Raw genomic sequence first — 25,010 nt, forward strand, 5'->3', positions numbered from 1 at the left:
TCCCTTTTTCTAACAATCCACGCTGGCGAATTCGGAAAGAACCTTATTGAATTCGTCCTTTTGGTCATAGAAGGTCGCATGACCGCTGAATTCAAAGGATTCCAGCCTGGAGTTTTTAATGCATTGATGCTGGATCTCACCCAGATCATAAGGGACAACCTGATCATGGATCCCATGAATGATCAGAGTTGGAACATCAATTGCCTCCAGATCCGAAAATAATACCTCTTCGAGCCAGGTATTAGCAATGGCTGCCGTCGCCCAGCCAGCTGCCTGCAGACCAAGCTGGAAAAACCATTGGGAGAACGGATAAGTAATATGCTGGAAGAAAAAAATATCTCCAAAATTATTTAACATGTTGGGACGGTCGGCGTAGGTTCCGTTTATGATTTGAGTTACTACGTCTTTATCAAGTCCATATGGGAAGTTCGGCCGTTTCACAAGGCTTGGCGCTGCAGCAGCGAATAAAGCAAGTCTTGCTACCCCAAAGCCCCTGTGCCTTGCCATGTACCTTATGGCAATCGCCCCTCCGGTGGAATGCCCAGCCAGGGTAATATTCCTAAGATTCAGTACATCAATGACCACTCTGACATCATCGGCCAGCCGGTCATAATCATACCCACAAAACGGCTTATCAGAATCCCCGAATCCTCTTGTATCAATGCCGATACACCGGAACCCCATGGCAGGAAGCACATCAAACTGGTATTCAAAAAGCTTATGGCTTCCCGGCCATCCATGAAGAAATAAAATGGTATTTTCGCAATCCGGATTAAGATCCTCTACGTAGATGTTTACATTCTTTTCAACGGTTATATAGTATCCCATGATCTCGCTCTGCACAATATGTTTATTCTATGTTATTCCCTCTCCTTAACCATCGTTCCGGTTTTTTCAAATAAATACTTAGTGCAGGGCGCAATCAAATTCTTCCTGTTAACCTTCCTTAAGAAGCAGATGGAGATTACAGTGCCGGTGTAATGAATTGAGACCCTGCATAATAAAGTTCCATGTCTCACGAAAATCCCCCGGTACTGCAAAATCATCCGATGAGATAAATGCCTGAAAGCCTTTCTGATCAGAACCATACTTATCTGCAAAAGCATCTGCATAATTTACCTTTTCATCGTCAGTCAGATTCCCATGATTGTTGTGAAGCACATGCTCAAGATTCCGGGAAAAATAAAAAATAGAATACGGAATTTTACCCACTGCGTCGGCCGTACTAAGCCGGTACAGCACCTGGGATTTTCTTAAATTCCGGTCAATGACCCCCTCAGGATCTGCCGATTCGATCCGGTCATCAAAATATCGGATTGTCCCCGTTGAGCTTTTTACAACCTTGTCCGCCGGAATAAACGCCCCGTCAATGTCAACAAGATGAATCACCTTAAGAATGTCTTTTTTATTAAAGCCATACCGTTTTCTTTCCACCTCTATGTGCTCATTGACCGTTTTAACGGCATTGTTGCCTGATACCGACCAGTTGCTTGTCATATCGCCGTGAACCACATGGAAACGGACATCTTCCCTCTGAAATGCTTTTTTAAGAACCGGACTTAATGTCTCCTCGTCAGTGGGCCCTTCAACGATAAACAGGATTACTTTTTTAGTCTTGGCCGCCATCCCTTACCGTCTTTCCGGCACGCCTGAATGCACGGCCAATTTCCACACTGTCTGTCTCTTCATAAATAGCTTCTTTTTGACCGCCCAATATGATGCTCCGCAAATACATATCCCGCAAATTATGATTGCTCTTTATGTTCTGCAGACGGATATACCGGTTGGATGGATTTGTGGTGGAAAATACAATGCTGCTTTTATGAATCATTTCCAATGCCCGCAAGTTATGTGATGTGAAGATCAGCTGCCCCCTCGCACCCTTTTCAAAGACAGAAAGCAGTTCCCCTAAAAGATATTCATATACACCTGCATCCAGTTCATCAATAATCAAACACATGGAAGCATTGTTATAAACGCACATGAGGGCATTAAGAACGGAAATGATCTTAATGATCCCTTCCGACTCATATTTCAAGGGAATTGTAATTTCTCCGCGTTTTGAAATTAATTCGACTCTGTGTCCTTCTTCCCCCCGTTCAAGAAGCTGCTCACCAAAGTCATAAATTCCAATGGAGAGGCCGGGAATCATGGCGTCAAGAACCACATTCATCTCATGAAGGATCTTCCTGGCCATTTCAAAATGTTCTTTACTGATCACTGACGGTTCATCAAGCCTTATAAGCAAATCACCTTTTGCGATCCTTTCACCGAGATCCAGGCGGAACGCAAACGGGATCATGAAATCCATACTGATTGCTCCTGCACGGGCATTGGAAATTACGAACAGGTTCATGCCTGCATATTGATAAAGGGATTGGATGATATAAGCATAATCCTCAGACGCGCCTTCAGAAGCGGATAAAAATACCCCCCTGCCTTCCGGTCCGAAGATAAAAGAAACCAGATCTTTCCGGGCAATTTTCTTTGCAACGCTTAAATTTACTTTATTTTCATCATTCTCCCGTATTAAATCTTCCAGCCGGTATTTTGGCGTAAATGTTGGCCCTTCTGAATGCAGTCCGTAATCGATCAAGGCTTTTTTGCTTTCAAACTTTTCTCCGGTCCAGGCTGCGGAACAGAGGGCTTCGTGTTCTATCTCGAACTCACTTTTGGAAATCCTTTTTAACTGGACAGAATATTCAGCCATGGTTTTTTTACTGTCTGTCTGGATTATAAACTTAACGGTAATTGTACAGGTTTCCATGTCTTTGGAAATATAATGAACCACTTCCCTGGACAGGGGCCGCCCCGTTAGTAAAGTCTGAACGAACTCCATTGCTTCAATAACCGCGGTTTTCCCTGAACCGTTCTGGCCATAAATGCCGAGAATGTCCGCTGTTTTTGAGAAATAATCCTTATTCCCTGCAGACGGCATTATAATTCTGCCATACTGGGTATTCTTAAATCCTTTTAATTCAATCTCACTTACGCGAACCATCGTCTGAACCACGCCCATATCAGCTCCTTCCCTGATCCCCAGGATCATTTAGCCCCTAAAACCTGTAATTATTTTTACATAACGATACATTTTATTCCGATATTGGATATGATTCTCCAGAAACAGGAGATATATTCGGCGATTCCTTATTCTTCCCCTTCGATTGTGACTACCACCCGATTAGGCAGGCAGACAATCAGTTCCCCGCTTCTGTGGATCTTGCCCGTGCGGACACATACCTTATCAGGGCAGGAAGCATCCGTAATGCTGGCATAACCGTCTTTAATGATCAGATGATCCGTACCGCCATACCCATCAATAACCATGTCAGCATCTTTATGAAGATCCAGGGTTGCCACTATTTCGCCGTCTACAGTGACCACCACCTGCTCCGCCGGCTTTCTGTTTTTGACATAAAATATCCCTGAGAGCAGTCCTGATATCACCAGAATGGCAGCAATCAGGATCAGCTCTCTCCTTTGTATTACTGTTAATTTTTTTACAAACTTCATCTGTTACCTCTTATTTCTCTTAAATGTAATATCCTGAGATTTCATTATAACATAACAGTCTTGTTTATAAAATAAAAATTAGTCTAAAATCATTATAGAACACCTTGTATTGCCAGCCCGATTTGGATATCCGGAAACGAATGACCGGCTCCTTTTGACAGGCAATTCTCTATCTATGTAATAAGTTACAAAAAGTGGAAAAAGTGATCGATTTGCGATAAAATTATGGTAAAAATCATTCCCTTATGTTATAATAATGTCAAAGTGGCATTTTGCGTGCCGCTATCATACAAGGAGGGGAAGACTTGAAAAGAATAGTAGTGTTAGGTGCCGGTTATGCCGGTATTTTAACTGCCAAAAAATTGGAAAAAAAATTCCGCAAGATGAAGATGGAGGACGAGGTAAGTATCTCCATCATAGACAGGCATCCGTTCCATACCATGCTAACAGAACTTCATGAAGTGGCCGCTGGAAGGGTAGAGGAAGACAGTATCCGCATCAGCCTGAAAAAAGTATTTGCCGGAAGGAATGTGGAAATCATTACTGACACCATCAGTCATATTTCCATTGAAGAGAAGAAATTGACGGGAAACAAGGGCGAATACGATTATGACTATCTAATCCTGGCCGCAGGCTCTAAGCCCACCTATTTCGGTGTGGAAGGTGCAGAGAAGAATTCTTATAAGCTTTGGTCTTATGAAGATGCTGTTTTATTAAAAGAACGGATTCACCATGTATTCCGCAAAGCGGCCTGTGAACCGGACGAGGCAGAAAAACGCCGCCTTTTGACGTTCTACGTCGTAGGCGCAGGTTTTACCGGTGTGGAAATGGCTGGAGAACTGGCAGAATATGTGCCCTTCTTATGTGATGAGTATGAAATAGAACCGTCTCTCGTCTCCATGTACAACGTAGATGTTTTAAAGCGGGCAGTGCCCATTCTTCCGGAAAAGCTGTCCGGCAAGGTAGAAAAGCGCCTGACAAAGATGGGCGTAAAGGTAATGATGGAAACCGGCGTGACCGCCATTGGCGAGGATTTCATCGAACTGAATCAGGATGGAAGGAAAAACCGTTATCCATCCGGTACAACCATCTGGACCGCCGGTATTGAAAGCGCAGATATTACAGGAGAAGCGGCCAAGACGCTTGAATCCGTAGGGCGCGGAAGAATCCAGGTAGATTCTTTCTTAAGAGCCAAAGACCACGAAGAAGTTTACGTAGTCGGTGACAACATGATGTATGTACCTCAGGGAGAAAATGCACCTGTTCCCCAGATGGTAGAAAACTGTGAGCAGAGCGCTCATACAGCCGCCCATAATCTGGTATGTGCCATTGCTGGTACCGGAGCGATGGAGGAGTATAAACCGTCCTTCCATGGCGTTATGGTTTCTGTAGGAGGCCGCTACGGAGTGGCACGGGTAGGACTTCCCAATCTCATGTTTAACCTGTGTTCCTTCTTTGCCATGCTTTCCAAGCATTTTATCAATGTTATTTATTTTATTCAGGTATTGGGTTGGAATAAAGTGTGGAGCTATGTGTGCCACGAATTCTTTACCGTACGCAACCGCAGAAGCTTCCTGGGAGGCCATTTCTCCAACAGGACTCCAAGCTTCCTGCTGATGCCGCTGCGTGTATGGCTGGGTGCCGTATGGGTATTTGAAGGCGTTATGAAGATTGTTGAAGGCTGGATGGATCAGCCCATGCTGAGCGGATTCTTTGGAGGAGCCAATCAATTCTTCAATAACATTCTGGCTCCCTACGGGATCAGCGGAATCGGAGGAGCAGTTCCTTCGGCTGATGCGGTCTCCAGTGCAACTTCTGCTGCTGCAGATGCGGTAGCCAGTGCCACTGGTGCTGCTGCTGGTGCTGCAGATGCAGTTTCCAGTGGTGTAGCAGTTTTCTCCTATCATATTTTAGGATTAATCGACGCTACCCTTGTCAGTTCCAAAGGCATTTCCCATTCGACTCTGTCTGATTATGCCTTTAAACTGGATTTTGCTCCTATGAACTGGTTTGTGAATACTGTGATCCTGCCTAACGGCGGACTTCAGCTGTTTATGCAGCGCGGTATCGTAATCGCGGAGATCCTGATCGGTCTTGCTTTAATGGCAGGATTATTCAACTTCCTTTCCTCAGCAGCCTCCCTGGTGCTTCAGTTCATGTTTGTGTGCACGACTGGTCTTTACTTAAACACGTTCTGGATGATTTTCGCCGGTATCGCAGTGTTAGTCGGCGGCGGCAGAACCCTTGGCCTTGATTATTATTTCATGCCCTGGCTTAAGAAAAAATGGAGAAAACTTCCCTTTATAAGGAAGTGGTATTTATACAATGACTAATAGAGAATTGTTGGAGGATGCAGACAGCCTGAGGTATGGTTTTGAAGAGGCCTTCCAATTAATGGCATCGGCTGTGGAAAAGCATTTATCTTCAGCGCCTCCTGTCATCAGGACTTATACGGCCCATCTGGCAAAGTCCACAGGTAAATTCATCCGTGCTTATGGGCTGATGGCCTGTTCCATGGATGAAGAGGATAAAGTTCCTGCAGATGCCATTACCCTGGCTTCTGCAGTGGAACTGCTGCATTTGGCCACCCTGGTCCATGATGATGTAATCGATGACGCTGATACAAGGCGGGGGATCGATACGCTTCAAAAGAGATTTGGCAAAAAAGCGGCGGTCATTTGCGGAGATTACCTCTTATCCCTGGCACTTAAACTGGCGGTTTCCATTCCTAAAAGAAAAGAATACGAAGCCCTGGATATGTCCAATTATCTATGCAGAATCTGCATGGGAGAATTACGCCAGGAAATCAACAATGGGAACCTGGATCTATCCGTTTACCGCTATCTAAGCATCATCAAAGGAAAAACAGCGGCGCTTTTTGAAGCATCCTTTCACGGCGGCGCCATGCTGTCCACAACGGATGAGAGAAAATTACGCATGTACCGTAAGGTCGGCAATGATGTTGGCATGATTTTTCAGCTCATGGATGACTGTATTGATTATGAGATGGATGAAAATGATGCTAAGAAAAACGTCCGGTCCGATTATGAAGAAGGAGTTGTCACCTTGCCTCTCATTCATGCCATGAAACAGGATGAGAACTTTTTAATGCAGGTTAAAAACGGCCTGGTTTCCGCGAAGGAACTCTATGACAGAGTTTTGGAAGCCGGCGGAACCGCTTATACAAAAGCAATGGCTGGCAGATACTATACAAAAGCAGTAAGCACCATCGGAGCACTTAATTTATCCGAGGCCAAGATGGCCAGGATCATGACCGTGGTGGATAAATCTTATTATGGTATTAAAAAATAAAATATAAAGCAACATAAGGAGGAGTTTTAACTATGAAAAAACGTGTTTTAGCTTTAGGCTGCGGTCTTATGGCGGCAGCAACTATCCTGGCAGGGTGTTCATCTAATTTAAAACAGGCACCAACTACTGCAGCACCGACAGAGGCAGCAACAACAGAAGCACCTACCACACAGGCTGAGGCCACCACAGAAGCTGCAAAGACTGAAGCAGCAGGCGGCGCTCTCTCTACCGGTTATGCAGCAATTTCTTCCATCGGCAAATCCACAGATGCTGGCGAAAAAGATGGTCTTGCAGAAGTAGATACCATGTTCGCAGCTGTATTAGTAGATGGCAGCGGTAAGATTGTAGACTGTAAAATTGATTCCGTTCAGACCAAAGTGAATTTCTCCAAAGAAGGAAAACTGCTTACAGATCTTGGTACCGTTGTGGAATCCAAGAATGAGCTGGGAGAAAAATATGGTATGAAAAAAGCTTCCGGTATCAGCAAAGAGTGGAACGAGCAGGCTGATGGCTTTGCTAAGTATGTAATCGGAAAAACTGCCGATGAAGTAAAAGGAATTGCCGTTTCTGCAGATGGTGTTGCAGATGATGCAGACTTAAAGGCTACCATTACTGTTCATATCGGAGACTTTATCAATGTTGTTGAGCAGGCTGTTGCAAATGCTAAGAGCGCAGGAGCTCAGACAGGCGACAAGCTGGGTTATGGTATCGTAACAGGCATCAGCAAGTCCAAAGATGCAGCTGCAGATGCTGACGGCGTGGCTCAGGCATATTCTACCTACACAATTGCAAGCTTTGGCGCAGACAGCAAGATTACAAGCTGTGTGATTGACGCTTCTCAGGTCAATGTAAACTTCGACGCTGCCGGTAAGATCACCAGCGACTTAAAAGCTGCTGATTTCAAGACCAAGAATCAGTTAGGTGAAGCCTATGGCATGAAGAAAGCTTCCGCAATCGGAAAAGAATGGAATGAGCAGGCTGCTAGTTTCGCAGCTTATGCAACTGGCAAAACAGCCAGTGAGATCACAGGTCTTGCAATTGATGAAAAAGAAGGTGCTCCTACTGATGCCGACTTAAAAGCCAGCGTAACTGTTGGTATTGGTGACTTCCAGGCAGGCATCTCCAAGGCAGAAGCTAATGCAAAATAAAAAAGTTATAACTTTTATAATGATTGCCGGAACTCTGGCAGCGCTTACTATGGCGGCGGTTAATACCGCCGCCATAGGAGCTAAAAAGGATCAAAGATTTCACGCCGAGTTCCTGAAACTCTTCGATACCGTCACCCAGATCGTCGGATATGCAAAGAATAAAGAGGAATTTACCCAGATTGCCACGGACGTTCATGATGAGCTGGAGACGTACCATGAGCTATATGATATTTACAATGATTATGACGGTATAAACAATATTAAGACCATCAATGATAATGCCGGTAAAAGTCCCGTGAAAGTCGATCAGAAGATCATCGATATGTTAAAGGTTGCGGAAGAAGCCTATGAAAAAACAGACGGCAAAGTAAATGTAGCCATGGGAAGTGTTCTGTCCATCTGGCACGACTATCGCACAAAGGGCATAGATAACCCGGAGACCGCCCAGGTTCCCCCTATGGACAAACTGAAAGAGGCAGCCCTACATACGGATTTCTCAAAGGTCATCATAGATGAAGATGCCTCCACCGTATACCTGGAGGATCCTGAAATGCGCTTGGACGTGGGGGCCATTGCAAAAGGCTACGCCACGGAACTGGCAGCAAGATCTCTGGAAGCCAAGGGGATTGACCATGTTCTTCTCAGTGTTGGAGGCAATATCCGTGCCATCGGTATCCGGGGAGACGGAAAGCCCTGGAAGCTGGATATCCAAAATCCGGATCTTGACAGTGATAAAAAGTCCATTGATACTTTGGATTTAGACGGCTTTTCTCTCGTCAGCAGCGGTGATTACGAAAGGTATTACATTGTGGATGGGGTGAAATATCACCACATTATCGACCCTGAGACACTGATGCCTGCAGCATACTTCCGGGCAGTCTCCGTTGTTTGTAAGGACTCTGGCTGGGCAGATGCGCTGTCTACCGCTATATTTAACATGTCCTATGAAGAGGGACTGGCTATGATCGAAGATATGAAGGGTGTTGAAGCGATGTGGGTTCTGCCGGATAGCACCATTAAAACCAGCAGCGGCTACGAAGCGTTCCGCAGCCATGACCGTTAGGAGGCCATATGTCATACCGAGGACTACAGGATTTTATTCATAAATTGGAAGAGAGAGGGGAACTGATCCGGGTGACGGAGAAAGTATCCCCTCTCCTGGAAATAACAGAGATTACAGACAGGGTCTGCAAGTCAGAAAGTAATGATGGCAAAGCGCTTTTGTTTGAACATGTGGAGGGCTCTCCCTATCCGGTGCTGATGAACGCCTTTGGCACCGATAAGCGGATGGCCCTTTCTCTTGGAGCGGATAACTTAGACGATATTGCAGCGGAAATAGGTGCCTATCTGGATTTTGGGAATTATACATCGCTTTTAAAGCTGATCTCCTTTTCGCCAAAGCTCCTGCGCCTGTTATGCTGCTTTCCTTTCAGGAGCCGTTTTCATGTCAAAAGGCCCAGCTGCCAGGAGGTTATAGAGAGGGAACCAGACTTAGAGCAGCTGCCGGTTCTGCATTGCTGGCCTCATGACGGAGGGCGTTTCTTTACACTTCCCCTTGTTTTTACAAAATATCCTGATACAAAGCTTCAAAACATAGGCATGTACCGGATGCAGGTGCTGGATTCCAAGACAACGGCCATGCACTGGCAGAAACACAAGGATGGGGCCGGTATTTACGAAGCATACAGAAAGAAGGGCTGTCCTATGCCCGTATCCGTTGCACTTGGATGTGACCCGGCTGTGACATATGCTTCCACAGCTCCTCTTCCGCCGAAACTGGATGAGATGATGCTGGCCGGATTCTTAAGAAAAAGGCCGGTAAAAATGGTGAAATGCATTACCAACGATCTCTATGTGCCGGAGGATGCAGAATTTGTACTGGAGGGCTATGTAGATCCTCAGGAAGAACTGGTCTGGGAAGGACCTTTCGGTGATCATACCGGATATTATTCCCTGGCGGACTGGTATCCTAAATTTCATGTTACAACGATTACCCGTAAAAAACATCCTGTCTATCCTGCCACCGTAGTGGGCAAACCTCCTATGGAAGACTGCTATATGGCAAAGGCTACAGAACGCATCTTCCTTCCCGTATTAAAGACAGCGATTCCCGAGCTGCAGGATATCCATTTACCATTTGAAGGAGTCTTCCATAACTGCGCAGTGATATCGGTGAAATCATCCTATCCGGGAGCTGCCAGAACTGTCATGAACGCCATATGGGGCATGGGACAGATGAGAACGGCAAAGATGATCGTGGCGGTCGATGAAACCATAGATCCCTGTGATGCGGCAGCTGTCTGGCAGGAAGTCTTGCGCTACGCCCATCCGGAGGAGGATTTTGTAGTCAGCAAAGGGCCGTTAGACGCTCTGGATCACTCTTCCGATTATCCATTGTATGGCGGACGGCTTGGTATAGATGCCACCAGCAGAGGGAAAGAAGCCTTTACAAAAGGAGCACTTGAAATCGTTCCTATCAGCAAGGAACAGCCCTGGGGAGGAAGGAAAAAAGCCCTTTCCATGCTGGAAGAAAAAAAGGCTTCTCTCATTTTAGTTGTGGACGAGGATGTAGACCCGTCAGATCATTCCACAGTCATGTGGCGGGTATTTAATAATATCGACGTTACCAGAGATATGTTTACGGATGGCAGGCGGGCGGCTTTCGATGCTACAAGAAAGCGTCTGGAGGAGGGACTTTCCCGTCCCTGGCCGGAAGATATCGTGATGACGGATGAAATCAAAAATAAGGTGTCAGCGAAATGGAGTGCTTATGGGATTGATCATAGGAAAAATAGTAAATAAATTAAATGAATACGGGAAGCTGGTCATGTTCAGCCATACCATCTTTTCCCTGGCCTTTGCTGCAGTGGCCCTGCTTGCTGTTTCCGGCGGCCTGCCGGATCCAAAAGTCGTATTCTGGGCTGCCCTAGCCTTTTTAAGCGCCAGAACAGGTGCTAATGCCTTAAACCGGGTAGTGGATGCCAGGATCGACGCCAAAAACCCCAGAACAGCAAGCCGCCAGATTCCAAAGGGACAGATCGGAAAAAAAGAAACCCTGGTCCTGGTGGCAGCCTGCTTTCTGGTTATGGTATTCAGCGCCTCCCGTTTAAACCTGCTATGTCTCCTCCTTTCCCCTCTGGCTTTGTTCCTGATGACAATCTACTCCTACACGAAACGATTTACCTGGACATGCCATCTGGTTCTGGGTATCACATGCGCCTGCGCTCCCGTAGGAGCCTGGCTGGCGGTAACGGGGAAGTTTTCCCTGATACCGCTTTTCTTTGGTGCTGCCAACTGCCTATGGACTGCGGGATTCGATATTATCTACGGCTCTCAGGATTATGAATTTGATAAGGCAAACGGACTCCATTCCATTCCTGTGCAGTTTGGCGTGAGAGGCGGGTTATGGATCAGTACCCTGTTCCATGTGGCTGCACTGCTTTGCCTGTGTATTGCCGGAGTACTGCTCTATCCCCAGTTTGGTGTGCTCTATGGAACCGGCCTGGGGATTATCGCGGTTCTTATGGTGATTCAGCACCGGCTGGTATCACCGGATCATCTGGAAAATGTCAATATTTCGTCCTACAGCATCAGCCAGATCACCAGTATCGTGCTTCTGGTCTTCGGAACTCTGGATGTATACTTATAACGCAATGGAAAGGGAAAGAGACAGACTATGAAACAATATGTAGTTGGAATTACAGGCGCCAGCGGCAGCATTTACGGCCTTCGGACAGTAGAAGCCCTGCTGGAAGGCGGAGCCAGAGTACGGCTCATCCTGACGGGAACAGGGGAAAAGGTCTTAGCCTATGAAACCGGACGGGAAGCTGGTGAATGGATCGATGATTTTAAGAAACGTTTTAGAAATCAGCTTATCCTGGAAGATAACAACGATCTGTTTTCCGCTGCAGCCAGCGGTTCCCATCTGACAGATGGAATGATTATCGCACCATGCTCCATGTCAAAGCTGGCCCACATTGCGGCAGGAATTACACCGGATTTAATGACCCGGGCTGCCGATGTGGCGTTAAAACAGCGGCGTCCTCTGGTGTTAATGCCCAGGGAAACGCCCCTGTCCCAGATTCATTTGAAAAATATGCTGACTCTGGCAGAGTGCGGTGCATTTATCGTTCCTGCTATGCCGGCCTTTTACCAGAAGCCAAAATGTCTTGACGACATGGCGGATTTTATGGCCGGCCGGGTACTTGATTGCCTGGGGGTTGAAAATCGCCGGTACCCCAGATGGAGAGAAGAAGAATAAGAAATAAAGCGAACGAATAAACCTAAGGAGAATTTATGAAAAAATCAGAAAAAAGTGCTAAGAAACATTATTTATTAGGCCGCACGGGAATTCTTGCGGCATTGTTTGGCTGTACAGCGGCGGTTATCCTGGGCGGATGCGCCGCCAAAGAGAAGACACCCGTGGATAACACTGTTCATTTAGGTGTCATGTATTCTTCCGATATTGTCCCCCTTACCATCATAACGGAACAGGAGCTTGACAAAAAGTACGGAGTCCAATTGGATATGCAGGTATTCTCTTCTGCAAAGGACCGGGATGCTGCTCTTCAGGCAGGGGAATTAGATGGGGTGTTTACGGACTTCATCGGCCTGTGTATGTATCAGAATGCGGGACTTGACGTAAAAGCAACCGGATGCACTGACGGAGATTATGTGCTGCTGGCAGGAAAGGATACTGGAATCACTTCCCTGGAGAACGCGGCGGGAAAAAGCATTGCAATCTCGGAAAACACGCTGATCGAATATTCCCTGGATTATATTTTAACGAATGCCGGGTTAGTTGATACATATTTGGACAAGCAGGTGGTACCGCGGATCCCAGACAGGCTTGAAATGCTGCGAAACGGCAAGATCGATCTTGTTCTTCTGCCGGAACCATTCTCCACTCTGGCGATCAAGGATGGCGCGGTAGTTCTTGGGAGTGCCAATACTGACGGACTGTATCCGGCCGTATCTGCATTTACAAAGAAAGCCATTGATGAAAAATCCGATACCATAAAAAAGATGTATCAGGCATACGATGAAGCAGTTGATTATCTGAATACCACTCCGTTAAAAGAGTATGAAGCCACGATCATCAAGGCGGCAGGCTATCCGGAAGAACTCACCGGAAATATTAAGCTGCCGGACTATCGGAAAAATGAACTGCCAAAAGCGGCTGACTTACAGGCAGCTGTGGAATGGGCAGCTAAGAAGGGATTATGCAGCCCGGATTTAAAGCCTGATGAACTGGTGGGTGAATTGAAATAGAGACTTAAGAAGAACGGAGGGAGCCAGATGCTGAAAGTAAAAGATATCTCTGTCACATATGGGAAAGGCGGGATGAATAAAATCATTGACCAGATGTCCTGGCAGCTGGAGACCGGAACGGTCCTGGCTGTTGCAGGTCCCTCCGGCTGCGGAAAATCCACCATGGTTCACGCACTGGCAGGTATACTGCCTTATACGGGCTCCATCACCCTGGATGGTAACGGGCTTGACCCCAAAACGTGTTCTATCGGGCTGATCCCTCAAAACTATGGGCTGCTGCCCTGGAAGACAGTAAAGGAAAACTGCCTGTTTACAGCCAAAATCCGTGGAAATACCCATGACCTGGAGATGCAGCTTTCCAGCCTGTGCAAAGACCTGGGGATTGACGGGCTATTGGAACGTTATCCAGGTACATTAAGCGGCGGCCAGGCGCAGCGTGTGGCTCTTGCAAGAGCCTTTCTTATGAATCCGGAGCTTCTCCTGATGGACGAGCCTTTCGCTGCACTGGATATTGTGGCGGCTCTTGCTGCAAGGGAACTGTTTCTGAGGGTCTGGAAGGAAAAAAAGCCCACTGCAGTCATAGTCACCCATCGGGTGGAAGACGCCCTTTACCTTGCCCATAATATCGCAGTTATGAAACGGGGCGGCGGCTTAAATTTTTTCTGTGAAAATCCATGGCAAGGTGTAAAACGTCCCTCAGAAGCAGCATATGCTGAGCTTGAACAGCAGATCACGGAGAAAATCATAAAGGCGGATGAGATATGAGAAAAAAAATGTGGGTCTTTATAAAAGGCTTTTTACTTGTAAATTTACTCTGGTTCCTTCTCGCTGCCCTTCTGTCCACCTCTGTGCTTCCAGGGCCGCTAACGGTCTACTACAAGTTCAGCCAGGTAATAAACGGAGGGCTTTGGCTTCATATAGGAGCCAGCTTAGGCCGTGTAACGGCAGGCCTAATCCTTGCCCTCCTCATCGGCGTACCTGTTGGAATCCTTATGGCCTCCTCTGCCATCGCCAGCCGCGTTCTTCACCCTCTGGTGTACTTTTCCTACCCGGTTCCCAAAACAGCGCTGCTTCCGGTCTGTATGCTGCTTTTAGGGCTTGGCAATGGCTCTAAAATTCTCATCATCGTCCTGACCACGGTATTCCAGATCATTGTGGCTGTCCGGGATGCGGCGGAGCATATTGATCAGGGAATTTATTATGTGGCAAAAAGCGCGGGCGCCCGCAAACGAAGTATCTTAAAGGATATTACCCTGCCTGCGGTGCTGCCGGAGCTGTTCACCAGCATTCGGATTGGAACAGGAACATCCTTAGCCATCCTTTTAATTGTAGAAGCTTATGGAACCCGCTGGGGGATGGGCTACTACATTCTGGACGCATGGTCCAGGATTAACTACATTCAGATGTACGGCGGCATTGTCATCATGTCGGTGGTAGGAGCAGCATTATTCTGGATTTTGGATGGAATTCAGTGGGCGTTGTGCAAGGGAACGAAGTAACGCTTAAACTTATTATCAGCTTCTGAGATCTGCCGCAGGATATTCGGTATCCTGCGGCTTTTTTCATGCCCTGCCCGCCCCTTTTCCGCCCGTTCCATTGGACTGAATTTGCTGCGAACGTAATTGCCATGCCGTTGGAGCAGGCTAAATTCAGCCCATACCATGGTGTGATTCTGTTTGCAGCGGTATGTTAAAAATTAAATTCATCTTCCCAATGAAAGGTTCCTGATTCCTCCAAACTCATGGGCCAGTGGCAGCACCAATCTGGTACACTGGGAGTTTCCACCCTGTCCAGGCTCGGCGTATATGGCTTTATATCAAGTACAGGTGTGCCATCATTCGCATCAATATACGCAATTTGAATAATGCCCGTTTCATAATCTATATGAATAACTTGTGCGGTTGACAGTGCAATCGGATTAGGGCGAACTGGCGATCTTGTAGCGAATATACCCATTACTGCAGGAGATTTTTTATAAGGTTGCGAGGTTTCAATGGTATTCCTCATTTGCTCGTTATCAAAGTCGCTGAACCACCAAATAACACTAAGATGGCTGAACCCATCTAACGCCTGCAAGGCGGGAATATACTTCGGTTCAAGCTCAATGAACATTCCATCTTCGTTGACATTGATTTTACCAATAGGGGTTACATGAAAATTTTGCATCGTACGTTCCTCCACATTTTTTTATTTTACCTGTAAATCCAATGTAAACCCTCACATCATGTGAGAGTCAATATGAAAAAAAGCGTCCTGCAATTATTTTTGCAAGACGCTTTTTGCTATATTCTTTCCAGCGGGATTTGTATTTCAGTCAGGTATTTATCGGGGCATTCCTCATTCCATGGTCCACAGTGAACAATTTGCCTGCTTTGCCCGATCATTTTATACTGGTTATGTTCCTGCAGCCAGCTTGCAAAAGCAAGAAATGCCCCCGCAATATTTTCAAAAGGTCCATAGACCATCATACAAGCCATATTGGGAACGGGTTCCGTATTACGAAACACAAACCCGTTTATATTTTCCCCCATCCGGGCCACAGGCGCACATATTTCCATATCTACATCCTTTTCTCTGTAATCCCTATCATGATATATGGTAAAAGTATCGCTCGAAACAGGAATGTTATTTTTATCTGCAAAGGCCGACATTTCTTTCCACAACTGCCCCTCTGCATAATAATCGGGAACAATGCGTCTTAAAGAAAATACCTGATAACTGGGAATGGATTTAATCGAAACATTATAGTTTATTGCCATCTTTTCTCTTAGAATATCATTCTTAGCTAACTCAATTTTTGATAGTTTCTCCTGTTCTGCTTTAATTACATTCTCGATTTCCAGGCGCTTATCTTCAAGCAGCTTTGAAATAAACCCATCTTCCCAATGATTAAGGGCAATCGCAATTTCAGAAACATTAAAACCTAAATCCCTCAAGAAGATTATTTTATTCAAAGCGGGAATCTGCTCCGCAGCATATAACCTGTAATTGGTGAACCGATCGGTTGCCGCAGGCGTTAGAAGACCTGCTTCATCGTAATACCTTAACATACGGATTGATACTTGCGTTAATTTAGAAAACTCGCCTATTTTAAACATTCGACCACCTCTATATTGAAATTATATCGTGTATATCCTTAAACTGCAAATAAATACACGACTGAAGTAAATCCAATAAAAAAGGCATTCTGCCGGTTGTCAGCAGGACGCCTTTTTATATCAATCACATTCTCTTTAAGGTAAACTGATTCGCCAGACCGCTGAGTACCTTTGCCTGCGCAGACAGCTCTTCGCTTGCAGCGGCGCTCTCCTGAGCGGTTGCTGAATTGGATTGTACCACTGCGGAAATCTTATCCACACTGTCAGTGATGTGGGATACAGAAAGGCTCTGCTCTTTAGAGGCCGACTGGATCTCCCCGATACCTGCTGCAATTTCTCTGGCATCCATTAAAACAGTGCTTAATATCGTGGCCATGGAATCCGTTAAATCCTTACCCGTTTCAACCGATCTGACAGAAACGTCTATAAGTTCCGAAGTGTTTTTTGCCGCCAGCGCACTCTTTGCCGCCAGATTCCTGACTTCATCTGCCACTACGGCAAATCCCTTTCCTGCATCACCTGCTCTTGCTGCTTCTACAGCCGCATTTAATGCCAGGATATTGGTTTGGAATGCAATGTCCTCTATGGTTTTGTTAATCTTAATAATTTCCTCTGAATTTTTCTGGATCCCTTCCATAGCCTGTAGCAGGTGCCGCATCTGCTGCTCACTCTCATCAAGGCTCACACCCATTGTCTGGGCTTTGGTGTTAAAAACACTGGCGTTTTCCGTAGTATAATCTATTTTTGTTACAATGGTTTCTACTGCATGGGATAAATCATCAATCGCGCCGTTCTGCTCTGCAGCTCCCACAGCCAGAAGCTGGGAACTTGCCGCAACATGCTCTGCGCCTGCAGATACCTGCTCGGAGGTCTGGTGCAGCTGGTCCAGGGTCTCTGAAATCTGCGCGGTAAACGTTTCAATGGAGTGCCCGATATTGGTAAAATCTCCAATATACTGCTGGGAGGGCAAATCAAAATTCCCCTGTTCCATCTGCTTCATGGAGTCTCCAATGCGGGAAATATAGTCGGACAGCGTGTTAATGGACATTCTCATGCTGTTTGCCAGCATCCCCAGTTCATTCGTTGATGTATAATCGATCTCGCTCTGTAAATCACCCTGTGACAGGCGCTCCATTCCATTTTCCAGGGTTTTTACCGGAATCAGGATTTTTCTGCGGATGATCATCAGAATAAAGTAAATGGAGATCAGATTGATTACCAGGGTAATGGCGCTTATAGCCTTAAGCTTTATAATTCCCTGGGCGGAGTATTTTTCAGCCTGAGAAACAGCGGCATTGCTTTTGTTAAAAAGCTCCTCACTGTTTTCCAACAGCTTTTCATTCTGTCTATCATTTAAAAGAGGCAGGATCTGCTCTTTCCAATATGTACGGATCTCCTGCATCTGTGAAACCAGCTCTTTGTCTCTTGGCACTGGAAGCCCAAGCGCTTTGTCGCCTGCGATGATTCCATCCATGGCCTTCTCTACCTTAGCGATCTGCTCTTCCACCGGCTGATCAAGTAAATGAAGCTTCATAATGCGCTGTGTTGCACCTCTTACAACACCGCAATAATTTACAATCGTTCCGTTGCTTTGGTTTTGGTCCAAAAACAGAAACATCAGGCCAGTACTTAAAATGCTTAGAATTGCGAGGCAGGCCATTATGTTGTATATAAGTTTCTTAATGCTCACGTTTTTATCTCCTTTAAGATTAGTAAATGCGTTATTTAGCAGACAATCATATGACACTCCTTGGCTATAAAATATTTGTCATATTTTGTCAATTATGGAGATATCTTACTCTAAATAATATAGCTAGTCAAGCAGATTACGAACCCGCATAAAGCGAGCCTATATTAATAACAACAATCATTCATAAGTTGTGTATTTTACACCTTTGTGTGATATTGTCGGATTTACATTTCTGACCCCCACAGCTAAAATGTAATTATCAGATAAACCAGTGAAACACCAACAGGGAGGAGAGAATCACATGAAGAAAACAGTAAAAATTTCAGCAGTCTTATTAGCCATGGCATTGGCAGCTACCGGCTGCAGCTCCGGGAAACCGGCAGATAACAGCACGGCGGCAGATACCGGAAAAACCGAAGCCGCCGCTCAGACAACAGGGGAGGAAGATCCTGTTCTGGTCGTTTATACCGCCCGCGGCGAATCCTTAAACAATGCCGTGATTCCTGAATTTGAAAAAGACACCGGCATTAAAGTAGAGGTGGTCGTCGCCGGAACCGGAGAGCTGTTAAAGAGAGCTCAGTCAGAAAAAGCCAATCCGCTTGGCGATATCTTCTGGGTCGCCGACCAGACCATGTTATCCGCATCCAAAGACCTGTTCATGGAATATGTATCTTCCGAAGACGGCAACATGATCGATGCTTTCAAAAACACCACCGGTTATTTTACCCCTGCATTTGCAGATCCAACTGTCATGATCGTAAACAAGGACTTAAAAGGCGATATGAAGATCGATGGATTTGAAGATTTATTAAATCCTGAATTAAAAGGAAAAATTGCATTCGGCGATCCTGTAAACTCCAGTTCCGCATTCCAGTCATTACTGGCTATGCTTTACGGTATGGGCAAAGACGGCGATCCCCTTTCAGACGAAGCATGGGCCTATGTAGACAAGTTTATCGCGAACTTAGACGGCAAGATGTGCAACAGCTCCAGCCAGGTATATAAAGGCGTGGCTGAAGGGGAATATGTGGTCGGCTTAACCTGGGAAGATCCTGCTGCCAACTATGTTAAGGAAGGTGCCGCAGTAGAAGTTATATTCCCGGTAGAAGGAGCCATCTTCCCCGGAGAATCCGTACAGATTCTAAAAGACTGCAAGCATCCGGAAAATGCAAAGAAATTTGTAGATTACATGCTGTCTGAAAAGATTCAGAATGCAGTCGGTTCCACACTGACCGTAAGACCGCTGAGAAAAGACGCCACTCTGGCTGACTATATGAAACCTCAAAGCGAGATTAAATTATTTGATAACTATGATGAAGGATGGGTAGCAGAACACAAATTAGAGATCACCAATCTGTTCAGTGAGCACATGGAAACATCTATGGATTAATTAACTTCATCGATCCAAACAAAAGACTGCCTGAGACTCAGTCAGGGGCAGTCTTTTTGTACCAAAAAATACGGATTACGTTAGGAGACAGAAATTATGGGAGTAGCTATCAGTATAGAAAACGCAGTAAAACGATTTGGAAAAGATACCATTATCAATGGATTATCCCTGGATATTAAACCTGGAGAGTTCTTCACCCTGTTAGGGCCATCCGGCTGCGGCAAGACGACCCTGCTTCGAATGATCATAGGCTTTAACAGCATCGAAGGCGGTGAAATCAAGGTAGACCAGAAGGTAATCAACAACATCCCCACCAACAAACGAAACATGGGTATGGTCTTCCAGAACTATGCCATTTTTCCTCACATGTCAGTCAAGGACAATGTGGCTTTTGGACTGAAAAACAGAAAAATACCTGCATCACAAATCGATGCCCAGGTGGATGAAATCTTAAAAATTGTTAAAATTGATCATTTAAAAAATCGTATGCCCGCCAAGCTGTCAGGCGGCCAGCAGCAGCGAGTCGCCTTAGCGCGTGCCATCGTCATCCATCCCGAAGTTCTTCTGATGGATGAACCGTTGTCAAACCTGGATGCGAAACTTCGTGTGGAGATGAGAAATGCCATTAAGCGGATACAGCAGCAGATAGGCATCACCACCGTATATGTAACTCATGACCAGGAGGAGGCTCTGGCTGTATCAGACCGGATCGCAGTCATGAACGGCGGTGTTATCCAGCAGATCGATACGCCTAAGAACATCTACCAGCGCCCTGCAAACCTGTTTGTATCTACCTTTATCGGCTTATCCAATATCCTGTCCGGCATAACATCGGTGAAAAACGGTGAAACTTCCATTCAGATTCAGGATTATACCGTTCCTATGGATCATTTAAGCAATGAGGTAAAAGACGGTCAGAATATCAAGGTATCCGTTCGCCCCGAAGAATTCATCATCAATCAGGCAGACGGCGACGGCATCCCTGGGACAGTAAAAAGCAGTGTATTTCTTGGCATTACCACCCATTATTTTGTTACCCTGGCAAACGGCCAGGAAATTGAAGTCATTCAAAATTCCGATATCTGGGATATCATTCCGGATGGCTCTGACATCCGTCTTGCTGTACAGCCTCAAAAGATCAACGTTTATACCGAAGACGGAAATAAAAATCTTGTGGTTAGGAGGGATCAGGTATGAGATATGCCGGCGAAAAGAAGTTCAATATCTGGGTAGCTATGGCACTGGGGATTCTCGGCCTTTTTCTCATCTTCGTAGTCTACCCCTTAATTCTGATATTATATAAGAGCGTGCTGTCCGAGGATGGTTCCTTCAGTCTTGCATATTTCGGTAAATTCTTCGCCAGAAAATACTACTGGAGCACCCTGGTAAACAGTTTTAAAGTCACCATTGTTTCCACCCTGCTGGCGGCTGTTCTGGGTCTGGTTATGGCATATGTTTTGCGAAGTGTACGAATCAGAGGAAGTAAGTATTTAAATATCCTGATCGTCATGTCCTATCTTTCTCCACCATTTATCGGAGCTTATGCCTGGATCCAGTTACTGGGGCGCAATGGATTTATCACCAAAATCTTAAATGATCTGTTTCATGTGAAGTTAAACGGCATTTATGGATTTGCAGGAATTGTACTTGTATTCTCTCTGCAATCCTTTCCACTGGTTTATATGTATATCTCAGGCGCTCTTAAGAACCTGGATAACTCCTTAAATGAAGCCGCTGAAAGCCTGGGCTGCAGTGCTATGCAGAGAGTGGTTCAAGTGATCGTGCCACTGGTCATGCCCACCATGCTTGCCAGTTCCTTACTGGTGTTTATGAGAGTCTTCTCCGACTTTGGTACCCCTATGCTGATCGGTGAAGGTTATAAGACATTCCCGGTTTTGATGTACAGCCAGTTTATGGGCGAGGTCAGCACCGATGACCATTTTGCTGCTGCTCTCTGCGTCATTATCATCGGCATCACCCTGCTGTTATTTTTCTTCCAGCGCTATCTGGGAAACCGATACACCTATTCCATGACCGCACTAAAACCCATGGAAGCAGAACATTGCACTGGTCTTAAAAATGTATTATCCCATTTGTTTGTATACCTGGTAGTCCTCATCGCCATTCTTCCGCAGCTGACCGTTATCTTCACTTCCTTCCTGGCTACCGGAGGAGGAAGCGTATACACCGGAGGCTTCTCGCTTGATAACTACCGAAACACACTGTTTTCCAAGAATAACAACGGTGCTATTTTCAACACCTATTTATTCGGACTGTGTGCCATCGCTATTGTTGTGGTGCTGGGAATATTGATCTCGTACCTGACTGTACGAAAAAAATCAATATTAACTAATATCCTTGATACGGTCACTATGTTCCCCTATATCATACCAGGCTCTGTACTGGGTATCTCATTTTTATATGCTTTTAACACAAAACCGTTTCTCCTCAGCGGCACCGCCCTCATTATTGTCATCTCACTGTCCATCCGGCGTATGCCCTATACCATCCGTTCCAGTACTGCCATCATCGGACAGATCAGTCCCAGTGTGGAGGAAGCCGCCATCAGTCTGGGCTGTTCAGAGACGAAGTCATTTGCAAAAATTACAGTTCCAATGATGATGTCCGGTGTATTATCCGGCGCCATTATGAGCTGGATCACTTTGATCAGTGAGCTGAGTTCATCCATCATACTCTATACCAGCAAGACCCAGACGCTTACCGTAGCTATATACGCGGAGGTTATAAGAAGCAACTTTGGTAATGCTGCTGCTTACTCTACTATCTTAACTCTGACCAGTATTCTATCGCTGCTTTTATTCTTCAAACTAACGGGCAGCAATGATATCAGCATTTAGCGAAAGCAATGAGCAGTGGGAAATAAGTCATGAAAAGATTTTCGTTGTGCTTGCACATAAGAAAATCTTTTCATGACTTATTTCATAGGGCGAATGCCCGTTATCTCATAAAACCGCAGGTTTTATGAGATACACTGCGGACTTATGATATAATACCTATAACCCCACACGCTATCCCCCCCTCAGCCATCACCAACATACAATCGGAGGCCCCCTCATGAAAAGTAATCAGTACAAAGACTATATCAAAAAATCCTTTATGAAATACGCACTATCCATCATCTCACTATTATTTGTGCTGGTGCTTTTATTCCTACTAATCAATGTACAATGGATAATCTCCGGTCCAAATAAAAGAAATCACATTCACTTATCCGGCATCCTGGATCAACAATTCCTTCTCTATCAAAAAGGACTGACCGAACTCACCCAAAATCCGGATCTTCAGACCGCACTAAACAGCACAGACCCTGCCGACATCACCGCAAACAACCGGCTTCTTTATGACTTTACCAACTCCCAGACCATCCGTTCATCATTTACACTCTTAGACCAGAATGGACGCATCGTCAGCAGCAACCTATTTGCCGGCAACCAGGAGATTTTCCATGAAAGTGATATCTTTCGCCGAATGACCAGTCAGATGCAGGAACAGCCCGAAAAGATCTTCACACTGCCAAGCCGGTTAAACTATGCCAATGAACAGGCAGGGGATTTAATTCTTGGCAAAGCTGTGATAATGGACGGCACTCTTACCGGCTACCTGTTTTTTGACCTGCTGGATACCTATCTTTATGAGATCATCCGCGAATATCCTCTGGATGATGTTATCATCACGGACCGATATGACAATCTTATCTTTTCTATCAGCCGCCAGCAGACTGACCCCATAGACAAATACCCTTCCGGAAAATACCGGATGGACTGGCAGGAAGGAAGTGTGGTAAAGGTCAATGGAAAACATTATCACATTCAAAAAAGCTCACTTCCCGGGAGTTCTTTAATCCTATATACACTGGTTTCCACTGAATATCAAAAAGATCTCCTGTTTTACGGCATTGTATTCATGCTCATTGTAGGCATCCTACTGGTCATTATTTCATTGCCTGTAACCGAACACATTACCCAGAAAAACCTTCTGGCCATCAATGAGCTCCAGAAATCCATTGAACAGATGGGAAAAGGAAATATGGACTATCAGCTCCGTTCTAAAGTATTTGATGAATTCCAGAAGCTGGATGATGCATACCGCCACATGGTAATACAGCGGGAAGAGCTGCTGAAATATAACAGTGAACTGTCCGAACGAAAACGGACCATGGAAATCAAGCAATTAGAAGAACAATTTAACCCTCATTTTATTTTCAATGTGATGGAGACCCTAAGGTATGAAATTATGATTGATGCGGCAAAAGCCTCTGATATGGTTCAGTCCTTCGCCAGACTCATGCGCTACAGCATCTATTATGGCAGCACCATAGTCTCCCTCAGAACGGATATTGAATATATCAATGATTATCTCCTGTTACAAAAAATGCGCTATAACCGACGCCTAAAATATCATATTGATATTCCGGAGGAACTGCTGGAATACCGGATTCCCAAGCTGCTGCTGCAGCCGGTTGTGGAGAATTCCCTGGTTCACGGCATGAAAAATACCCACTCCATCTCCATTACGATCACAGGCCGAGTGCATGGAGACCTCCTGGAGCTGTGTGTGGAGGATGACGGAAGCGGGATTGATGGAGAACGCCTTGCCAGTCTGCGGGCCGGACTGGAATTGGAGGACGGATATAAGGAGCATATTGGTCTCTATAATTCCCATCGTGTTGTCCGTCTGTTATATGGTCCTGGATACGGTGTGACCATCGAAAGCCAGCCAGGTTCCGGCACACGGGTCACAGTAACCATGCCGGCAGATATGGAGGATTATTATGTATAAGGTTCTACTTGTAGAAGATGAAGATATCATCAGAAAAGGTCTGATGTTCATGGTAAATTGGCAGGAAATCAACTGCGTAGTCGTAGGCGAAGCCATAGACGGAGTCGATGGCATCCAAAAGATCAAAGACAATGAGCCCGACATCGTAATTGTAGATATCAATATGCCCATCATGAACGGTCTGCAGATGTTGGAAGAAAGCATTAAAGAATACGGTTATGAAGCCATTATCGTATCCGGATACAGTGAATTTGAATTTGCAAAAAAGGCGATCCGCCTTGGCGTCACAGAATATCTGTTAAAACCCGTGGATTTTACAGAACTTTATGATGCGATTCTTAAGATAACCGAGAAACTGGAAGCGAATACACGAATAAAGGGATACATCCGGCAAATCGATCTGGAGAAGAAAAAGCTTGGCATATTAGAAACAGATATTTCTGAAACCGTCACCTTCAAAAATAAATATGTGAGCTCCATGGTAAAGTATATCGAAGAGCATTATTCTTCCCGTCTTTCCTTAACCGATTTAAGCGAAGTATATAATCTTTCCTGTACCTATCTGAATACGAAATTCAAAAGCGAGACCGGCTACACCTTCAATGATTTTTTGAACCGTTACCGGATGCAGAAAGCTGTGGAACTTCTGAAATCAGATCAATATAAGGTATATGAAATTGCTGAGATGGTGGGATTTTCTGAATATAAGTATTTTATTAAAGTGTTTAAGAAATATATAGGCTGCTCTCCTGCTAAATTTATGGAGGCAGGGGATGGGAAGTAATAGT

At 45.4% G+C, this 25,010-nt stretch carries 22 protein-coding genes; 15 read left to right on the top strand and 7 right to left on the bottom strand.

The features are described 5' to 3' along the window. Window positions 1–9: 9 nt before the first annotated feature. The 4 genes from BMX69_RS19535 to BMX69_RS19550 form a co-directional block, all read right to left on the bottom strand. The gene (locus tag BMX69_RS19535) at window positions 10–843 is read right to left on the bottom strand and encodes an alpha/beta fold hydrolase (RefSeq protein WP_330387482.1); all 834 of its coding nucleotides are present in this window, start codon (window positions 841–843) and stop codon (window positions 10–12) included. A gap of 93 nt (window positions 844–936) precedes the next feature. Beyond that, window positions 937–1,626 (bottom strand): hypothetical protein, encoded by a 690-nt coding sequence (locus BMX69_RS19540; RefSeq protein ID WP_100043286.1) that lies wholly within the window; start codon window positions 1,624–1,626, stop codon window positions 937–939. Continuing rightward, entirely contained in the window at window positions 1,610–3,019 is a 1,410-nt protein-coding gene (locus BMX69_RS19545; protein ID WP_157724440.1) for an AAA family ATPase, read from the bottom strand. Before BMX69_RS19545 ends, BMX69_RS19540 begins: the two co-directional genes overlap by 17 nt. Window positions 3,020–3,147: 128 nt before the next feature. After that, window positions 3,148–3,513 (bottom strand): NusG domain II-containing protein, encoded by a 366-nt coding sequence (locus BMX69_RS19550; RefSeq protein WP_054791173.1) that lies wholly within the window; start codon window positions 3,511–3,513, stop codon window positions 3,148–3,150. 305 nt (window positions 3,514–3,818) lie between these two features. On the opposite strand from BMX69_RS19550, the gene BMX69_RS19555 reads away from it, so the two are divergent. The 10 genes from BMX69_RS19555 to BMX69_RS19600 are packed head-to-tail and all read left to right on the top strand — an operon-like array spanning window position 3,819 to window position 14,743. Next, on the top strand, window positions 3,819–5,846 hold the full coding sequence (locus tag BMX69_RS19555) for an NAD(P)/FAD-dependent oxidoreductase (protein WP_100043288.1): 2,028 nt from the start codon (window positions 3,819–3,821) through the stop codon (window positions 5,844–5,846). Beyond that, entirely contained in the window at window positions 5,839–6,825 is a 987-nt protein-coding gene (locus BMX69_RS19560; RefSeq protein WP_100043289.1) for a polyprenyl synthetase family protein, read from the top strand. The genes BMX69_RS19555 and BMX69_RS19560 overlap by 8 nt, the downstream gene beginning before the upstream one ends. Before the next feature lie 32 nt (window positions 6,826–6,857). Beyond that, window positions 6,858–7,973, top strand: coding sequence for a hypothetical protein (locus tag BMX69_RS19565; protein ID WP_100043290.1), 1,116 nt, complete (start codon window positions 6,858–6,860; stop codon window positions 7,971–7,973). After that, the gene (locus BMX69_RS19570) at window positions 7,963–9,036 is read left to right on the top strand and encodes an FAD:protein FMN transferase (protein ID WP_100043291.1); all 1,074 of its coding nucleotides are present in this window, start codon (window positions 7,963–7,965) and stop codon (window positions 9,034–9,036) included. Before BMX69_RS19565 ends, BMX69_RS19570 begins: the two co-directional genes overlap by 11 nt. An 8-nt stretch (window positions 9,037–9,044) precedes the next feature. Then, a complete protein-coding gene (locus BMX69_RS19575; RefSeq protein WP_100043292.1) occupies window positions 9,045–10,775 on the top strand; it encodes a menaquinone biosynthesis decarboxylase in 1,731 nt (576 codons plus the stop codon). Continuing rightward, window positions 10,744–11,622, top strand: coding sequence for a UbiA-like polyprenyltransferase (locus tag BMX69_RS19580; RefSeq protein WP_054791178.1), 879 nt, complete (start codon window positions 10,744–10,746; stop codon window positions 11,620–11,622). Before BMX69_RS19575 ends, BMX69_RS19580 begins: the two co-directional genes overlap by 32 nt. A 27-nt stretch (window positions 11,623–11,649) precedes the next feature. Then, window positions 11,650–12,234, top strand: coding sequence for a UbiX family flavin prenyltransferase (locus BMX69_RS19585; RefSeq protein ID WP_054791179.1), 585 nt, complete (start codon window positions 11,650–11,652; stop codon window positions 12,232–12,234). A 35-nt stretch (window positions 12,235–12,269) separates the two neighbouring features. Then, a complete protein-coding gene (locus BMX69_RS19590) occupies window positions 12,270–13,244 on the top strand; it encodes an ABC transporter substrate-binding protein (protein ID WP_100043293.1) in 975 nt (324 codons plus the stop codon). 27 nt (window positions 13,245–13,271) lie between these two features. Next, entirely contained in the window at window positions 13,272–14,009 is a 738-nt protein-coding gene (locus BMX69_RS19595; protein WP_100043294.1) for an ABC transporter ATP-binding protein, read from the top strand. Beyond that, entirely contained in the window at window positions 14,006–14,743 is a 738-nt protein-coding gene (locus BMX69_RS19600; protein WP_054791182.1) for an ABC transporter permease, read from the top strand. Before BMX69_RS19595 ends, BMX69_RS19600 begins: the two co-directional genes overlap by 4 nt. A gap of 190 nt (window positions 14,744–14,933) precedes the next feature. On the opposite strand, the gene BMX69_RS19605 is transcribed toward BMX69_RS19600, so the two are convergent. The 3 genes from BMX69_RS19605 to BMX69_RS19615 form a co-directional block, all read right to left on the bottom strand. After that, window positions 14,934–15,410, bottom strand: a complete 477-nt coding sequence (locus BMX69_RS19605; RefSeq protein WP_054791183.1) for an SAM-dependent methyltransferase — start codon at window positions 15,408–15,410, stop codon at window positions 14,934–14,936. Window positions 15,411–15,526: 116 nt separating this feature from the next. Next, window positions 15,527–16,342 (bottom strand): MerR family transcriptional regulator, encoded by an 816-nt coding sequence (locus tag BMX69_RS19610; protein ID WP_054791184.1) that lies wholly within the window; start codon window positions 16,340–16,342, stop codon window positions 15,527–15,529. Between the two features lie 124 nt (window positions 16,343–16,466). Beyond that, the gene (locus tag BMX69_RS19615; RefSeq protein WP_054791185.1) at window positions 16,467–18,032 is read right to left on the bottom strand and encodes a methyl-accepting chemotaxis protein; all 1,566 of its coding nucleotides are present in this window, start codon (window positions 18,030–18,032) and stop codon (window positions 16,467–16,469) included. A 301-nt stretch (window positions 18,033–18,333) separates the two neighbouring features. On the opposite strand from BMX69_RS19615, the gene BMX69_RS19620 reads away from it, so the two are divergent. From BMX69_RS19620 to BMX69_RS19640, 5 genes are all read left to right on the top strand, one after another. Further along, complete coding sequence (locus BMX69_RS19620; RefSeq protein WP_054791186.1) at window positions 18,334–19,422, top strand: extracellular solute-binding protein; 1,089 nt, start codon at window positions 18,334–18,336, stop codon at window positions 19,420–19,422. Window positions 19,423–19,518: 96 nt separating this feature from the next. Then, entirely contained in the window at window positions 19,519–20,619 is a 1,101-nt protein-coding gene (locus tag BMX69_RS19625; protein ID WP_100043295.1) for an ABC transporter ATP-binding protein, read from the top strand. Next, a complete protein-coding gene (locus tag BMX69_RS19630; RefSeq protein ID WP_025230618.1) occupies window positions 20,616–22,280 on the top strand; it encodes an ABC transporter permease in 1,665 nt (554 codons plus the stop codon). Before BMX69_RS19625 ends, BMX69_RS19630 begins: the two co-directional genes overlap by 4 nt. 217 nt (window positions 22,281–22,497) lie before the next feature. After that, window positions 22,498–24,222, top strand: coding sequence for a cache domain-containing sensor histidine kinase (locus tag BMX69_RS19635; protein ID WP_100043296.1), 1,725 nt, complete (start codon window positions 22,498–22,500; stop codon window positions 24,220–24,222). Beyond that, window positions 24,215–25,006, top strand: coding sequence for a response regulator transcription factor (locus tag BMX69_RS19640; protein ID WP_100043297.1), 792 nt, complete (start codon window positions 24,215–24,217; stop codon window positions 25,004–25,006). Before BMX69_RS19635 ends, BMX69_RS19640 begins: the two co-directional genes overlap by 8 nt. The last annotated feature ends 4 nt before the right edge of the window (window positions 25,007–25,010 follow it).

It is taken from the genome of Lacrimispora sphenoides JCM 1415 (assembly GCF_900105615.1).
GTDB lineage: Bacteria > Bacillota > Clostridia > Lachnospirales > Lachnospiraceae > Lacrimispora > Lacrimispora sphenoides.

Bases quoted from the DNA above. Each gene is read 5' to 3' on its own strand.
- BMX69_RS19545 (WP_157724440.1), bottom strand. From the start codon at position 3,019: ATGGGCGTGGTTCAGACGATGGTTCGCGTAAGTGAGATTGAATTAAAA.
- BMX69_RS19540 (WP_100043286.1), bottom strand. From the start codon at position 1,626: ATGGCGGCCAAGACTAAAAAAGTAATCCTGTTTATCGTTGAAGGGCCC.
- BMX69_RS19565 (WP_100043290.1), top strand. From the start codon at position 6,858: ATGAAAAAACGTGTTTTAGCTTTAGGCTGCGGTCTTATGGCGGCAGCA.
- BMX69_RS19600 (WP_054791182.1), top strand. From the start codon at position 14,006: ATGAGAAAAAAAATGTGGGTCTTTATAAAAGGCTTTTTACTTGTAAAT.
- BMX69_RS19590 (WP_100043293.1), top strand. From the start codon at position 12,270: ATGAAAAAATCAGAAAAAAGTGCTAAGAAACATTATTTATTAGGCCGC.
- BMX69_RS19580 (WP_054791178.1), top strand. From the start codon at position 10,744: ATGGGATTGATCATAGGAAAAATAGTAAATAAATTAAATGAATACGGG.
- BMX69_RS19625 (WP_100043295.1), top strand. From the start codon at position 19,519: ATGGGAGTAGCTATCAGTATAGAAAACGCAGTAAAACGATTTGGAAAA.
- BMX69_RS19620 (WP_054791186.1), top strand. From the start codon at position 18,334: ATGAAGAAAACAGTAAAAATTTCAGCAGTCTTATTAGCCATGGCATTG.
- BMX69_RS19635 (WP_100043296.1), top strand. From the start codon at position 22,498: ATGAAAAGTAATCAGTACAAAGACTATATCAAAAAATCCTTTATGAAA.
- BMX69_RS19595 (WP_100043294.1), top strand. From the start codon at position 13,272: ATGCTGAAAGTAAAAGATATCTCTGTCACATATGGGAAAGGCGGGATG.
- BMX69_RS19575 (WP_100043292.1), top strand. From the start codon at position 9,045: ATGTCATACCGAGGACTACAGGATTTTATTCATAAATTGGAAGAGAGA.
- BMX69_RS19570 (WP_100043291.1), top strand. From the start codon at position 7,963: ATGCAAAATAAAAAAGTTATAACTTTTATAATGATTGCCGGAACTCTG.
- BMX69_RS19630 (WP_025230618.1), top strand. From the start codon at position 20,616: ATGAGATATGCCGGCGAAAAGAAGTTCAATATCTGGGTAGCTATGGCA.
- BMX69_RS19560 (WP_100043289.1), top strand. From the start codon at position 5,839: ATGACTAATAGAGAATTGTTGGAGGATGCAGACAGCCTGAGGTATGGT.
- BMX69_RS19605 (WP_054791183.1), bottom strand. From the start codon at position 15,410: ATGCAAAATTTTCATGTAACCCCTATTGGTAAAATCAATGTCAACGAA.
- BMX69_RS19550 (WP_054791173.1), bottom strand. From the start codon at position 3,513: ATGAAGTTTGTAAAAAAATTAACAGTAATACAAAGGAGAGAGCTGATC.
- BMX69_RS19585 (WP_054791179.1), top strand. From the start codon at position 11,650: ATGAAACAATATGTAGTTGGAATTACAGGCGCCAGCGGCAGCATTTAC.
- BMX69_RS19640 (WP_100043297.1), top strand. From the start codon at position 24,215: ATGTATAAGGTTCTACTTGTAGAAGATGAAGATATCATCAGAAAAGGT.
- BMX69_RS19610 (WP_054791184.1), bottom strand. From the start codon at position 16,342: ATGTTTAAAATAGGCGAGTTTTCTAAATTAACGCAAGTATCAATCCGT.